Origin of the sequence: Vibrio sp. 397 (assembly GCF_033339395.1) — a bacterium.
Taxonomy (GTDB): Bacteria; Pseudomonadota; Gammaproteobacteria; order Enterobacterales; family Vibrionaceae; genus Vibrio; species Vibrio alginolyticus.
In genome coordinates, this window is the sequence record NZ_JAWOUN010000003.1 from 214,690 (window position 1) to 229,119 (window position 14,430).

At 46.4% G+C, this 14,430-nt stretch carries 11 protein-coding genes; 7 read left to right on the top strand and 4 right to left on the bottom strand.

Annotation, left to right across the window (positions count from 1 at the left end; translation table 11 throughout):
• The 3 genes from R7P36_RS06445 to R7P36_RS06455 are packed head-to-tail and all read left to right on the top strand — an operon-like array spanning nt 1 to nt 2,502.
• A complete protein-coding gene (locus tag R7P36_RS06445) occupies nt 1-735 on the top strand; it encodes an SDR family NAD(P)-dependent oxidoreductase (protein ID WP_025768659.1) in 735 nt (244 codons plus the stop codon).
• Nucleotides 736-782: 47 nt separating this feature from the next.
• Nucleotides 783-1,787 (top strand): cupin domain-containing protein, encoded by a 1,005-nt coding sequence (locus tag R7P36_RS06450; protein WP_213899065.1) that lies wholly within the window; start codon nt 783-785, stop codon nt 1,785-1,787.
• A gap of 1 nt (nt 1,788) precedes the next feature.
• Nucleotides 1,789-2,502, top strand: a complete 714-nt coding sequence (locus R7P36_RS06455; RefSeq protein WP_318122070.1) for an alpha/beta hydrolase — start codon at nt 1,789-1,791, stop codon at nt 2,500-2,502.
• Nucleotides 2,503-2,571: 69 nt separating this feature from the next.
• Here the strand turns inward: R7P36_RS06455 and R7P36_RS06460 are convergent, their stop codons facing one another.
• The 3 genes from R7P36_RS06460 to R7P36_RS06470 form a co-directional block, all read right to left on the bottom strand.
• A complete protein-coding gene (locus R7P36_RS06460) occupies nt 2,572-3,657 on the bottom strand; it encodes a porin (protein ID WP_017820111.1) in 1,086 nt (361 codons plus the stop codon).
• A 177-nt stretch (nt 3,658-3,834) separates the two neighbouring features.
• Nucleotides 3,835-4,851: a nuclear transport factor 2 family protein gene (locus R7P36_RS06465; RefSeq protein ID WP_005374772.1), complete on the bottom strand. Its 1,017-nt coding sequence runs from the start codon at nt 4,849-4,851 to the stop codon at nt 3,835-3,837.
• Between the two features lie 101 nt (nt 4,852-4,952).
• Nucleotides 4,953-6,248 carry an MFS transporter gene (locus R7P36_RS06470; RefSeq protein WP_005374774.1) on the bottom strand — a complete coding sequence of 432 codons (1,296 nt, stop codon included), beginning with the start codon at nt 6,246-6,248 and terminating at the stop codon, nt 4,953-4,955.
• Between the two features lie 339 nt (nt 6,249-6,587).
• Here R7P36_RS06470 and R7P36_RS06475 point away from each other — a divergent pair, with 339 nt between their 5' ends.
• Nucleotides 6,588-8,129, top strand: a complete 1,542-nt coding sequence (locus tag R7P36_RS06475) for a sodium:solute symporter (protein WP_213899067.1) — start codon at nt 6,588-6,590, stop codon at nt 8,127-8,129.
• A gap of 11 nt (nt 8,130-8,140) precedes the next feature.
• On the top strand, nt 8,141-9,511 hold the full coding sequence (locus tag R7P36_RS06480) for an L-serine ammonia-lyase (RefSeq protein WP_017820113.1): 1,371 nt from the start codon (nt 8,141-8,143) through the stop codon (nt 9,509-9,511).
• 78 nt (nt 9,512-9,589) lie between these two features.
• Here the strand turns inward: R7P36_RS06480 and glgX are convergent, their stop codons facing one another.
• Nucleotides 9,590-11,581 carry a glycogen debranching protein GlgX gene (glgX, locus tag R7P36_RS06485; RefSeq protein WP_053303917.1) on the bottom strand — a complete coding sequence of 664 codons (1,992 nt, stop codon included), beginning with the start codon at nt 11,579-11,581 and terminating at the stop codon, nt 9,590-9,592.
• 446 nt (nt 11,582-12,027) lie between these two features.
• Between glgX and R7P36_RS06490 the strand changes: the two genes are divergently transcribed.
• Both R7P36_RS06490 and R7P36_RS06495 read left to right on the top strand, forming a co-directional pair.
• Complete coding sequence (locus tag R7P36_RS06490) at nt 12,028-13,299, top strand: maltoporin (RefSeq protein ID WP_005374784.1); 1,272 nt, start codon at nt 12,028-12,030, stop codon at nt 13,297-13,299.
• 100 nt (nt 13,300-13,399) lie between these two features.
• Nucleotides 13,400-14,209, top strand: coding sequence for a MalM family protein (locus tag R7P36_RS06495; RefSeq protein WP_213899068.1), 810 nt, complete (start codon nt 13,400-13,402; stop codon nt 14,207-14,209).
• The last annotated feature ends 221 nt before the right edge of the window (nt 14,210-14,430 follow it).

Consider the following 14,430-nt stretch of genomic DNA (forward strand, 5'->3'; position numbering starts at 1 on the left):
ATGTCGAAACTTGCCTTAGTCACAGGCGGCAGTGGCGGACTGGGTGCCGCCATTTGTCGCAAGCTAGCTGAATCGGGATATCGCGTAATTCTGACTTACAACAGTAATCAGAAAGCGGCCGAGGATGTGCTTTCCTCGCTGCCACGTAACGAGCATCTAGCATTCAAATTGAACGTGGCAGATTCTAGTGCGATTGAACAGCTTAAACATCAAGTCAGTGAAATAAGCGACAAGCTGGATTTGTTGGTCAACTGTGCGGGAATGACGAAATTCGTCGCGCACTCTGATTTGCAAAGTTTAGATGACCAGCTGTTTGACCAAATTTTCCAAGTGAACGTCCGTGCGCCTTTTGCCATGGTTCGAGCGTTTGAGCCTTGGCTTAAGCAAGCCAATGGTTGTGTGGTGAACATTACTTCTATCGCGGCACAGACTGCGATGGGGAGCAACATTGCTTACTGTGCAAGTAAATCTGCCGCGGAGAACATGACCCGTTCTTTAGCTCGCGCTCTGTCTCCCGAGGTTCGAGTTCTGGCTGTTGCTCCAGGGCTTGTCGACACTGAGTTTGTCAAAGGCTTGGATGACGCATGGCGTAATCAACAAGAACAATCCACACCGCTTAAGCGTTTAGCCAATGATGAAGAAGTCGCTCAAGCCGTGTACGCCGCGGCAGATCTTCTGACCTTCTCGACAGGCAATACCATCGCGGTTGATGGTGGGCGACCTTTAGGTTTGTAACTAACAATTCAAAGGCTAGGTCCAAACAAGGACAACAAGGATTTACAATGACTCTACAATCTAAAATGAATAATAACCTGGTCCGCTACATGGAACTGATTCCGGGTACGAGTGCGTTTATTGATGCGCGCACGCCAGGCAGTGATCTCAAAGATAACTTTTGTATTATCGGTGCAGGGGTGGCAGAGAGCAGTCGTCAGCATGTTCATATTCGCGATACGGCGGGCTTTAATATTGGTGCCGCAGGCCAACCGCCGGGCATCAAAAATTCGTTACATTCTCATCGCACCGCTGAGCTTTTCTTGGTGTTCAAAGGTCAGTTCCGTTTTTATTGGGGGAACGATGGAGAGCATGAGGCGGTGTTGTCTCACGGTGACGTCATCTCGATTCCAACCAATCTCTTCCGTGGATTTGAAGTGGTTGGCCGCGATTACGGCTTTATGTTCTCGGTACTTGGCGGCGACGATTCAGGTGGCGGCGTTATTTGGCATCCAAACGTTATTAAAGACAGTCAAGGTTATGGTTTATACCTCAAAGCCGATGGCACACTCGTGGACACCATTAATGGCGACCCGGTGCCACAAGAATCAGAATTGATGCCGCTGCTTACCGAAGAAGAGCTCGCGACCTTCGATACCTACACCGCAGAAGAGATGATGCCATTTGTCGCTCTGCAAAAAGATTATCGTGAAATCAAAGGCGATTTCAGCGGAAGCAACGTGAAACAATACGCCTTAACGGGTCACCCTTTGGCGAGCTATGACTTCCAAGTAAAGAGTGAAGATGAAGTGAGCATCATGGCTTATGAGCTTTCTGAAGGTGGCTCGATTCCTCAACACTGCCGAGAAGAAAAACAAGTACTTATCAACTTTGATGGCGATACTGAAGTGGTCCTCACGCATCAAGGCGAACAAGCGAGTGTTGTTTTAACGCGCGGTGATGTGCTGAATGTTCCAGAAGGTGCGTCTTATTCACTGACGAACTTGCGTGGTAATAGTTTTACGTATTGCATTCTTGGGTCTGATCAACCAAAGCCGCTTGCAGGAGAATAAAATGACGCAACCCACCTCGTTAGTTTGGCTACCCGGACTACTTTGTGATGGCACATTGTTTGAGGATATCAACCGAGCGTTGCCAAGTTGGGTTGAGCCTACATGCCCGACGCTGGCTTCATTGCCGTCAATGGAACAGCTGGCGCAGAAAGTATTGCAAGACGCACCGCAGGAGTTTGTCTTGGGTGGCTTATCAATGGGTGGGATTCTTGCCTTTGAGGTGTACCGTCAAGCGCCAAACAGAATCAAAGGCTTGATCCTCATGGATACCAATGCAGCAGATGAAAAGCCAGAGGTGACACAAAAGCGTGATGCACTGGTTAGCCGTGCGTTAAGTGGTGAGTTTGAACGCATTACGGCTGACACTCTGATGCCTGTGCTGATTCATCCAAGCCGTTTGCAAGACAAAGCGTTAACTGAGCGTATAGAAGGCATGGCGGTCAATGTAGGTTTGGAGGCATTTGAAGCACATGCTAAAGCGTTAGCAACTCGCCCGGATGCTCGACCTTTATTGGCGGACATTCAAGCTCCTACGTTGGTGATAACAGGTAAAGAAGATAAGCTTTGTCCGCTAGACAATCATCTGCTCATGGAGAGATGCATCCCAAACGTCACACTTCATGTTATCCCTGAGTGTGGGCATCTATCTACGCTTGAGCAGCCTTTAATTATTAGTGAAGTGATGGCTACTTGGCTTCAAGATAACTTTGCTTAGTGTTGATAAGAACTTCATCACTCACCACCTTAAGGTTACTTGGGTATAGGTGGTGAGCGATGAGTATTATCAGAAGTAGTAGCGAATACCTGCCGCGAATTGATCATCACGGTTTTCGAATTTGCTGCCATCGTACTGATCTTTACCTAGGTCGAACTGGTATTCAGTCCAAACTAGGAATTTGTTCTTCTGGAAGTGGTATTCAAGACCAGGGATCAGCAAGTTACGCTCGTAACCTTGTGTCTCGTCACCACTATCCTCCATGTAGTTGTAGTTCAACGTTGGGCGCAAGCCGTTGTCGAAGTGGTAGTAAGTGTAGATTTCGCCACCTAGGGTATCGAACATTACGTCCGTACCGCCTTGGCTCACTGCTTCCCAGTTTTCGCCAACGTGGAAAGTCGCACCTGCGTAGAAGCCACCGTTGCTGTAGTTTGCGCCCAATAGCATGATGCGCATGTTGTCGCCGTTTTCTACGCCAACCACGCTTGCGTCTAGATCCGCAACTTCATTTTGATGGTAAGCCGCACCCAGTGTTACGCCATCAACGGGTTTGTAAGTGATCGAAGCACCCATGCCGTTTTTCAGTGAGGCTGTCGCATTGCTTGCTAGAGCAACATCTTCACGCGTGGTCTGGTAAGTAAAGCCGTAGCTCACTTTTTCATTAATTGAATTACGGTACGTAATTGAGTTTTCCGCACGACCAGCACCGGATGCGATACCCCAGTCAGCTAGGTTGTAAACACCTGAGCCACGAGTACCGAATACACGACCTAAATCGGTGTACCATGCTACGTCGTAGAAGGTAGACCACTGCTTAGTACCCGCAGCAATCTTGCCGTATTTTTCGTGATCAACACCTGCGTATAGCAAGCGGTCGTAAATGTTGTCGCCGTTCGCGCCAGAGTTGTAGCCCCATTCCGCGTGACCGAAACCAGTCCAGCCGTTATCCAGACCCATTTGGCCTTTCAAACCGAAACGTGAGCTGCCGCTGTTCCATTCGCCGTTGTCATCACCGCCACGGTCTTGGTAGCGAAGATCGAAACGGCCATCGATGGTTAGGCTGTCGCCAGCGTCATTAACAAAAGTGTGTGCAGCAAAGGCTGAGCTAGAAGTAAGCGCTGCTAAAATCACTGCAGAAAGGGTCGACTTTTTCATCATCAATCTCGTTATTCAGGGCGCAGAAAGCCACCGTGCGTTCATGCCCGTTTTGAATAAGGGTTCTATCTTGAGGTTGTGCCCCATCCTTGAGGCACGAGTTGGGAGCATATCGCCTGAACCGAGAGGGGATTCAGGCAACATAAAGGCGGGTTGACAATCCGCCCCTAGGACATCTTATAGCGAAGGGTTTAGGATCTGTTGCGTACGCTCGAACACGTCTAGACCTTGCTGTTTTAGCCAGTAAGGAAGGTCGATCAGTACCCAGTTCTCAGATAGCTTGTCGCCGTCACGGTAGTAAACGTCAACCACTTGCATGTCTGCACGTACTTCACCACCTGTCATACCTAGGAAACCACCGATTGGCGTGTTAGATAGGTTTGGCCAGCCGAAGAAACAAGAGAAGTTACCTTCTGCGAAACGACATACGTGGCCGTTAAACTTCTTGTCTTTTAGGTTGTTACGGAACGGCAATTGGTGCTGCTGTTGGTAACGAGGAATTGTGTAAGACGCACCGATACCACATGGACCGTACCAGATCATGTCTTTAGACCAGCTCTTCTCAAGAACTTCTGGTGGGCAACCCATAGCGCCGCTGTCGTTCAGTGCAGATAGGTCATCAACCATCTTGTTCACTAGTGCTAGTGTTGCTACGCCTTCTTCTGGTGCTGCGTCTTCGAACAGTAGACCGTCGTGGTTACGAGGACCAGGGTATACGAAGTGCTTACCTGTTGATGGTGGTAGTGGGTAACAACCCGCTTGGTCCATCGCGCCTAGAAGGTCTAGGAATAGGCCAGTCTTAGTGATCTTGCCGTTTTCAACACAGTTAAATTCTGCGTAACGGATGTTCATGATTTTGCCAGTTGGGCGCATGCCTAGGTATTCAGCGTCGAATAGACCCATGAAGTGACCCATGCTCATTACCCAGATTTCACCTGATGTTACTTCGTTCTCACCACCGATGAAGATGTCTTGACGACGCTGCATGCGAGTCATTGATTTCATCAAAGGAGCCCAGAAAACGTCAGCCGCTGCTTGAGCGCCTTGTTGCTCACGGAATGGGTAAACACCACGCCATAGGTAATCTTCTGAAGTGTGTGCTTTTAGTACTTCTGCCACGTTCTCGTGAGTTGCGTTTTCCATTGCGCTGAAGTATTCACGTACAACGCGTTTCGCTTCTTGATATTTAGACATAATAAACTCTCTTATTTGCTGTCGAGTCGGCTTTGGGAACAGGACTCGAAATTAAGTTTTTTCATCCGGCCGGGGAGCCAGCCGGAGTTTTTGAAATTCAGTTACGCTTTTGCTGCTTCGGCTTTTTTGCTCTTATCGAACACGCCGCCTTTTAGTGTCTCTGGCAGTGATAGCCATAGAAGACCAGCAAGGATCCATACGATTGGTGAACCCCACATTGCGGTTTGTAGGTCGGTACGCTCTTGGATGAAGATAAGTACCATTGGTGCCCACATACCGAGGATACGACCACCGTGGAATAGCGCCGCGCCGTAGCTACGTAGGTGTGCTGGGAACAGCTCTGAGAAGTAACCACCCCATACCGCTGAAGAAGACAGGCCGAAGTTGTAAATCAGACCAAGTAGAGCCAGCATGTTTAGGCCGCCAATCACCATGTCGCCAGGTGCAACAAAGAAGATTGAAACCATGATGCCCGCTAGGATGAAGCCAAACGCGTTCACCTTACGACCGAATTTGTCAGCTACCCAACCCCAGAACCACGCACCAAACAGTGAACCAAACGCTGAGATAGAGAAGATGAGACCGATGGTTGCACCGTCGAACATACGTACATCACGTAGGTAAGTGGTTACGAAGCCACCAAAGAATTGGAAACCGTAGAAGTTAAGGCCAGCCAGTAATAGACACGTTAGAGTGATCTTACGGTAAGGCTTGCTTAGCATTTCGCCCCAAGAGCCTTTTTTCGCTGGTGCATCTGATTCTTCTGCTTTTGCTTGCTCTTCTTCACCGTAAGCGATCACTTTGCTGTCGCTAGGTAGTACAAAGATCATGACAACAGCCGCTGCCAATGGTGGGATACCACCTACAAGCATTAGGCTTTCCCATGGTGCATCAATGCTTGCAATAAATGCTGCATACGCACCCATTACCATCAGTGCTACAGAGAACATAGAAGACGCGAATGCCGTCAACTTACCACGTACCGTTGGCGTAAATAGGCCGATCATCAAGCTTACTGCCACGGTGAAGTAACCACCCAGTGATAAACCAATGATGAAACGCATTGCTGCCCATGTTGTGTAGTCGGTGAACATCATATTGATGATCGTAGCGCCACCGTTTAGGGCTGTGATGGTAATAAGAGTGGATTTCTTACCAAATTTTGTTGCGAACCAAGCACAGCTCAATGCACCGATAAGTGCACCAACCGACTGCCATGTATAGAACTGGGCAGTGTCTGACAGGCTAATACCATCATACGCTTCAACGATGTATGGGCGTACGTAGTCAATAATTACAAAGTTATAACAATAGAAAAAGTAACCAACCAGTATCGCTAGATAGGCAGCTACCCTTTGAATCATAGGAACTTCGCTCATGTGTCTTTTGGCATTCATGACCGATAAACCTCTATTTCACTTAGGATTTGTTGCTATTCAAACTTAACGAACACGATCTTATTTGGATCATCTTCGATTTCGTGTCGGTGTGAATCATAGTTTTTTTAAGGTCATTAGATCCGTGATCAATATCAATTTTAAAATGAATGCGTACCCAATTGGTGGTTTTTAGTGATGGGAGTCTCATTAAATCGGTCTTTTTGGCATTTTTGAATATATAACCGTCTATATTGGTGATTGTAGTCACAGTTATGGCGGGATTATCGTTTAGATATGCTTTTTTAAAGTAATATCCAAGCACAAATAATTAGCACCCAGAATTATGGAAACCCTGAAATGGTTACGTACTCAAGTTTTGTGGTGATTGCGTTATACGTGTTAATCACCATATTAATCAGCTATTTAGTGAATAAGCGCTACAGCAATGGTGGCGACTTTTCTACGGGTGGAAAGCAATTTGGCTGGTTTACGGCAGGTGTTTCGATACTTGCGACTTACATTAGTGCGATGACGTTTGTAGGGATGCCAGGTTGGGTTTATAGCTCTGGCATGGAAGCGATGAGTATTCACCTTAACTATCCCATCGTTATTTTTTTCACCGTCATTTTCTTTGTGCCTGTCTTCTATAAGCTGGGTCTGACTTCGATTTATGAATATCTTGAGCACCGCTTTGGGGTGTACGCAAGAACCATCAACTCGATTGTGTTCATTGTGGTTCAATGTATCTCTGCGGGTGTGATTTTGTATGCCGTGGCGCTGATCTTAGTGCAAGTTCTGCCTATCAGTATTTCTGAAGCCATTGTCTACATTAGTATTTTCACCGCTTGCTATACCTATGCGGGCGGAATTTCCACGGTTATCTGGACCGATATGTTGCAATCTGCAGTATTGGTAGCAGGCAGCATCGCTATCTTTGCTATTCTAATGACAGAGATTAATGCGGCAGATTACCTTTCTCGTGATCACCTGAATATCATCAATTTAGACTTTGATTTAGGCGTAGATACCACACTCTGGGCTGGCGTGGTTGCGGTGAGCTTTTTGCATTTGAGTGTGTACGGCACCAACCAATTGATCATCCAACGCACGTTAGCGACGAAATGTGAAAAGACGGCGCAGAAGTCGATGCTGTTGTGTGGTTACGGTGCGTTTTTCGTGTACTTGTTCTTCGCGGTACTCGGTGTTCTTTTGAGTGTTTTCTATCAAGAGCAATCGTTTGAAAACAGCAACGAAGTGATTTTGGATTTCGTCTTCAACCACACTAACCCAATAGTCGTTGGTTTGATCATTTCCGCATTGGCGGCGGCCGCAATGTCGACCTTGGACTCGACCTACAACTCAATGGCGACTGTCGCGACGTTCGATATCTACAAGCGTTTCGTTCGCAAAAGTGCCGATGATGAGCACTACGAAAAAGTCGCAAGAAAGATGAGTTTGCTCGCTGCGGGTATGGTGGTAGTGCCAGCTCTTCTGGCTGTATCGAATGAATCGGTACTCAAAACCATCGCTAGTCTGACTTCTATCTTTGTTGGTATCCGTTTGGGTTCATTCGTGCTTGGTTTATTCTGGGCGAAAGCCAATGAGAAAGGCGTGATCGTTGGCAGTATCATGAGTGTGATTGCGGTGTTTACTGCAATGTATCTCGACGTGGCTTGGCCGTGGTTCGCGCCAATTGGTACGTTCGTCTTCCTTTTGTTTGGTGTGTTAGTGAGCCGTCGTTGGGGCGCTGTGACTGCCGAGCAACAAATTTTTATCAATAATCAAAAACATCTTGTTGCAAAGCCAACCGCAAGCCATTACGGGCTGTTGGTGTTCGCTGTGGCGACCATCGCTGCTTGTATGATTCTCCCTGATTGGCTTTATGCTGCATTGTCGTAATAGGTAAGTTTATGCTGTCCATCTTTGATATTTACAAGATTGGTGTGGGCCCTTCTAGCTCTCACACCAATGGTCCAATGATCGCGGGTTACCACTTCACTCGTTTGATTGAATCTAACTTGGCAAAAGTGGTTCGTATTCAAGTTGATTTATACGGTTCACTTTCGTTAACGGGGATTGGTCACCATACAGACCGTGCGACCATTTTGGGTCTGTTGGGTAACAAACCAGATACCATCAAAATCGCTTCTGCGAACAAAGCGATGCGCAAGGCGATTGAAGAGGGCATGATGTCTGTCGATGGCCGTCATGAAATCGAATTCAACTACAAAACGGACATGTTGTTCCATGAAGAGAACCTTCCTCTGCATGAGAATGGCATGACGATTACTGCGTTAGATGCGCATGGCAATCAGGTTGGGTTTGAAACTTACTACTCTATCGGTGGTGGGTTCATCGCAACGGCGGATGAACTGCAAAATGGCAGCGCGACTTCACCCGTAGAAGTTGAGTTTCCATTCTCCAGTGCGGACGAAATGTTGGCACAGGCAGAGAAGAACGGCATGAGCCTTGGCGGCATGATTCTGAAAAACGAACAAGCGTTTCAGGATATGGAAGCCATCAATCAACGTGCAGAACAGATCTGGCGTGTGATGACGCGTTGCATGGAGCGTGGTTTCGAGACAGAAGGTATCTTGGATGGCGGCTTGAACGTGACCCGCCGTGCGCCTAACTTGCTGAAGAAGCTTGAAGCAAATGAAGCAATCGAAAACGATCCGATGGAAATCATGGATTGGATTAACCTGTTTGCTTTTGCTGTGAGTGAAGAAAACGCTGCTGGTGGACAAGTCGTAACGTCGCCAACTAATGGTGCGGCGGGTGTGATTCCTGCGGTATTGATGTACTATCATCGCTTCATCAAAGAGCTTGATACTAAACAGCTTAAAGACTTCCTTGCTGTGTCCGGTGCGATTGGCATTTTGTACAAAACCAATGCGTCTATTTCGGGTGCCGAAGTGGGTTGTCAGGGTGAAGTCGGTGTATCTTCCTCTATGGCGGCAGCTGGCTTGACCGCGCTACGTGGTGGCAGCAATGAGCAAATTTGTATTGCGGCTGAGATTGCCATGGAGCACTCACTAGGCATGACTTGTGACCCAATTGGTGGCTTAGTGCAAGTACCGTGTATTGAGCGTAATGCGATGGGGGCAATGAAAGCGATCAATGCTTCTCGCATGGCATTAAAGCGTAATAGTAAATGTTTGATCTCGTTGGATAAGGTGATTGAAACCATGTACCAAACGGGCAAAGACATGAACAAGAAATACCGCGAAACGTCACTGGGTGGGTTAGCTTTGATTCACCTAGCGCCACCTTGCGAATAATGAGTTAGGCACATCTAACCAACAAAAAAGCCGAAGCACTGAGATGCATCGGCTTTTCTTTTTTGGAACGTTTATAACTTAGCTATGCGTTTGCTCACCTTTTGGTGTGCTTTGGTTTGGTTGATAGTGCAAAATCACCATCGAGGTGGGTGACAGCAAGACTTCGCCTTCAGCATGTCCTGGGTTGAGGTTACGTACGTTTGTATCACAGATCGTCACCCATTCTTGCTTTCGCTCATTAGGGAGCTTAAAGCGCGCTGTGGCGTTAGTTTGGTTGATGAGGTAGACCAGTTCTTGCCCTTCTTTACCGATACCAAGGTGAAGTGCGACAGAGCTTAAACGGTTCCAATCATCGTGCTCCATTAAGCGACCGTCTGTACGGCGCCAGAAAATACGGTTGTTATTGCGATTCTCGCCACTGAAAGCTCGGATAAATGGCGCCATGTATTGATTTCGGTTGGCGACCATTTGTGACATCCATGCTTTGAAATGTTGCTTACGTTCTGTCTCTTCCCAGTTCAGCCAACTGGTTTCGTTGTCTTGGCAATAGGCATTATTGTTACCGCCTTGGGTGTGAGACAGAACATCAGCAGTGAGAATGTGTGGGATACCGAAGGCAAACAGCAAGCTAGCAATAAGGTTGCGTTTTTGCTTCTCACGCGTGGCGATGATCATCAGATTTTCGGTCTCGCCTTCGACACCGTAGTTTTCTGAACGATTGTCACCGTGACCGTCGCGATTTTCTTCGCCATTAGCTTCATTGTGTTTGTGCTTGTAAGACACTAAATCTTGCAGTGTGAAGCCATCGTGATACGTGATGTAATTTACGGTGAGTTTGTATGGCCAGTTCGCTGCACTGTAAATGTCACGAGAGCCCATTAATCGAGTGGCAAACTCTTTTAAATAGCCTTGATCACCGCGCCAAAAACTGCGGGAAATATCACGCAGTTTGTCATTACATTCGTTCCAACCAAATGGAAAGTTACCCACTTGGTAGCCATTTGGACCAATATCCCAAGGTTCGGCAATCAATTTGGTTTCACGCAAAATTGGGTCTTGCGCAACGGCTTTAAAGAAAGCTGCTTCTGGGTTGTAATCATCGCCCTGTCGACCTAACGTTGCAGCCAAGTCAAAACGGAAGCCATCGACTTTAAATTCGCTAACCCAGTAGCGCAATGTATCCATCACAAGGTTTAAGGCGGGCTGGTAGGTGAGATCCACTGTATTTCCGCAGCCAGTGTAATTGGCGAAGTGGTTGCCATGTTTGATGTAAAAACAGGAATCGAGGGCCTTCAGGTTGAAAATTGTAGGCCCTTCACCACCTTCAGCAGTGTGGTTGTAAACCACGTCGAGAATCACTTCGATACCGTTTTTATGCAATTCGCGAATTGTTGTTTTTAATTCCGTAACGGCGTCTTGTTCTGCGTAGCGCGGATCGGGCACCATAAATAGATAAGGGTTGTATCCCCAATAATTGACCTTTTCCATCTCTAGTAGGTGAGGCTCATGCATGCATGCTGCGACAGGTAGCAATTGCAGCGTGTTGATGTTTTGCTGTTTGTAAAAGGCCAGCATTTCAGGTGATGCAAGACCTAAATAGCGCCCCTTCAGCTTGTCCTCAACCTCTGGGTGGCGTTGGGTAAGCCCTTTGACGTGCGTCTCAAACAACACCATCTCTTCTCTGGGTATACGCGGGTGATCCGTGTTTTGCCAGTCAAAATCATCTTCGATAACGACGCACTTCGGCATATCGAAACTTTTGGCTGGAGAGTAGGGAGGGTGATAGTGGAGGGCTTTATCTATTGATTTTGCGTACGGATCAGAAATTAACAGTGGCTCGTCCTTGTGGGAGACAAGGTAACCGTATTTTTGCCCCGGCTTAATATCTGGAATAAAAGTATGACGTATGCCAGCGTATTCATTCGGTAAACCGTGAAGCTCGTAGCTGCCATCGTCTGCAAACAATGCCAGTTGAATGTCTTTTACGCCTGGAGCATGAATAGAGAAGTTACAGCCTTCTTTATTCAATGTTGCGCCCAGGGGGTAGGGGCGAGAGAGAAGTCGTGTCATCGGAGATACTTTATTTAATATTTATTGCTACCTTTAGGAAACTATAAGTTAAAAACTTTGTCTTACTAAGGTCAACCACCCTAAATATAAAAATATTCGTGTAATTTAATTACTTTATGTGACGGCTTAGAGTCAAAAATATGAAATGGCTATCACTTTGTAGCGGCTCAAAACCGAACAAACTTACTAATTCCTCCCTAGATTGGTGATCTGACTCGAAAAAACACCATTCGGTAAATTTTCTACTCCCTTCTCATCCCCCTTAAATTAGTTTAGGGCGGAGGAAGTCATCCTTGTACGCCTCGGGTAATCTCACAACTGTTGAAACAAACGGGGATTCGTTCCCATCTTACCTCTCTTTCTTTAGGTGTGTTTTTACTGCCTATATTCACCTAAAAGAGTGAGCAGGGAAGACAGAATTATAAATACCCTTAATGGAGTTAAGAATGAAAAAAGTAAGTGCAATTGCTGCTGCTGTAGCTGCAACTTTAGCTGCTGGTTCTGCATTCGCAGTGGATTTCCACGGTTACATGCGTGCTGGCGTTGGCGTGAACGCTGACGGTGGTCAACAATTAACATTCGAAAAGAACAAGATCGGTCGTCTAGGTAATGAAAGCGATATCTACGGCGAGATTCAACTAGGTAAAGAAGTTTACAACAACAACGGCAAAACGTTCTACGTAGACTCTATGGTTGCAATGACTTCTAATGGTTCAAACGACTGGGAAAGCACTTCTGCTAACTGTGGTTTGGATAACGGCGAAGTGAAATGTGTTGACGATGCACAATTCGCACTACGTCAATTCAACGTTCAAGCTAAAGGCCTACTAAACTTTGCTCCAGAAGCAACACTTTGGGCTGGTAAGCGCTACTACCAACGTCACGACATTCATATCTCTGACTTCTACTACTGGAATATCTCTGGCGCGGGCGCTGGTGTTGAAGGTATCGAAGCTGGTCCAGGTAAAGTTTCTTTCGCTTGGGTTCGTAATGACCGTGGCGATATCGCAGACCCAGGCAACGATGGTGGCGCAACAAACGTAAACACTCTAGACGTACGTTACGCAGGTCTTCCTCTATGGGACAACGGCTCTCTAGAAATGGGCTTGAACTACGCAATTCTTAACGAAACTGACGCTGCGCCAAACGGCACTAAAGATGCGAAAAACGGCGTAATGTTCACAGCAGAATTGACTCAAGGTCTAGACGCTGGTTTCAACAAAACAGTGCTTCAGTACGGTACTGAAGGTTACTCAAAAACAATGGCATTCTACGGCGACGGTAGCTGGTACGGCGCAGAAGCTGACAACGGTGCATCTGGTTACCGCCTAATCAACTGGGGTGTAATCGGCATGGGCGACAGCTGGGAAATGGGTCACCAGTTAGTGTACGGTGTTGGTGAAGACATGTGGGCTGGCCAAGACAAGTGGGAAACAATGTCTGTTGTTGTTCGTCCAATGTACAAATGGGATGACAACCACAAAACTATCTTCGAAGCTGGTTACGCTATCGACGATAACGACGGCGAAGAAAACAAATACGGTAAGCTAACTGTTGCACAAGCATGGTCTGCTGGCTCTAGCTTCTGGGCTCGTCCTGAAATCCGTGTTTACGCTTCTTACCTAACGGCTGACAAAGAAGACAACTCAAACACATTTGACAACGGTCGTTCAGACGATACGTTCCAATTCGGTGTACAAGCTGAAGCTTGGTGGTAATCATCTAGCCACTAAGTCCTAAATTGTCCTAGAATGATACAGCCAGAACTTATCTGGCTGTATTTATTTAAAAAACAATAAAGAGTCGAGGTAGACAGTAATGAAAAAATGGCTTGCTCCCGTACTGCTGGGCATGTTGGCTACTGGTTGTGCGTCTGTAGAACAAGTAGAGATGAGTCCAAAAGGTCAGCAACAAGTGATCACGCAATCGGGTGATATTCAATGGGTACAGCTTAACGTGCCTGTGGTTACTGAATTCGCTTTGACTGATAAAAGCCAAATGTTGTTGGATGGTAACAGTGCTGGCGCTATTGCAGCGTTTGCTCTTCCAGGTAACCGTGGCAGTCTCGATATCAAATTAGAGACATTCGTAAGTAAAGAACTTCAATTTTATGCTCCTAATGTCGCAGTGATGAACTCGGCAGGAGAAACCATTTACCAAGCAGATTTTTCAAAGTTTAAGTACGAACCAGCAAAACTGTTGGACAATGATAAATTCGTACTTGATCTCAATGTGATTCCAGACATGACAGGTAACGATCTGCATGTGTTGGTTTACACGACTTCCGCCAATCTAAAAGGAAGTACACAAGTTTTACACCCAGCAAAAGCCTTCGCTATGGCGCGTCACACTCAGCCGCCAGATATTGCAGACCCTCTAGCGAAACATAGCCCACTAGGTCAGTTCCGCTTTTCGGTATCCGCGAATGATATTGTGAATACTAAGATTGTTGCGAAAAACGACAACATTCCCCAAGGTACGGACCTTACTAGCTACTACTACAGCTCAATTGAAGCGGCAGTCGCAGCGAATGATATTCCGAAAGCGCTCACTTTGCTTGATGAAGCAAAAGAGCTAGGTATTGAAGGTGCACAACAAGTGTTTGTGAAAGCCGTAAATAGAAAATAATCAGATAAAAAAAGGTCAGCGAAATGCTGACCTTTTTCATAGAAAATAAACTAATAAAAATACCCCTACATAGAGTTACCTTATTCACATAATTATTTTTATTACTTTGTTTTTTATATAGGTTGGATCAATAATTAATGGCAGTTCCTAATTTATTTTTTGTACTTAGGAAATAAACAAACTTCTCGAAGTGATTTAAATTCGCAATCTGACGATATTTA

What these genes read in the sequence shown, in the direction of transcription:
- glgX (WP_053303917.1), bottom strand. Translation starts at nt 11,581, where the DNA reads ATGACACGACTTCTCTCTCGCCCCTACCCCCTGGGCGCAACATTGAAT.
- R7P36_RS06490 (WP_005374784.1), top strand. Translation starts at nt 12,028, where the DNA reads ATGAAAAAAGTAAGTGCAATTGCTGCTGCTGTAGCTGCAACTTTAGCT.
- R7P36_RS06480 (WP_017820113.1), top strand. Translation starts at nt 8,141, where the DNA reads ATGCTGTCCATCTTTGATATTTACAAGATTGGTGTGGGCCCTTCTAGC.
- R7P36_RS06445 (WP_025768659.1), top strand. Translation starts at nt 1, where the DNA reads ATGTCGAAACTTGCCTTAGTCACAGGCGGCAGTGGCGGACTGGGTGCC.
- R7P36_RS06450 (WP_213899065.1), top strand. Translation starts at nt 783, where the DNA reads ATGACTCTACAATCTAAAATGAATAATAACCTGGTCCGCTACATGGAA.
- R7P36_RS06475 (WP_213899067.1), top strand. Translation starts at nt 6,588, where the DNA reads ATGGTTACGTACTCAAGTTTTGTGGTGATTGCGTTATACGTGTTAATC.
- R7P36_RS06470 (WP_005374774.1), bottom strand. Translation starts at nt 6,248, where the DNA reads ATGAATGCCAAAAGACACATGAGCGAAGTTCCTATGATTCAAAGGGTA.
- R7P36_RS06465 (WP_005374772.1), bottom strand. Translation starts at nt 4,851, where the DNA reads ATGTCTAAATATCAAGAAGCGAAACGCGTTGTACGTGAATACTTCAGC.
- R7P36_RS06455 (WP_318122070.1), top strand. Translation starts at nt 1,789, where the DNA reads ATGACGCAACCCACCTCGTTAGTTTGGCTACCCGGACTACTTTGTGAT.
- R7P36_RS06495 (WP_213899068.1), top strand. Translation starts at nt 13,400, where the DNA reads ATGAAAAAATGGCTTGCTCCCGTACTGCTGGGCATGTTGGCTACTGGT.
- R7P36_RS06460 (WP_017820111.1), bottom strand. Translation starts at nt 3,657, where the DNA reads ATGAAAAAGTCGACCCTTTCTGCAGTGATTTTAGCAGCGCTTACTTCT.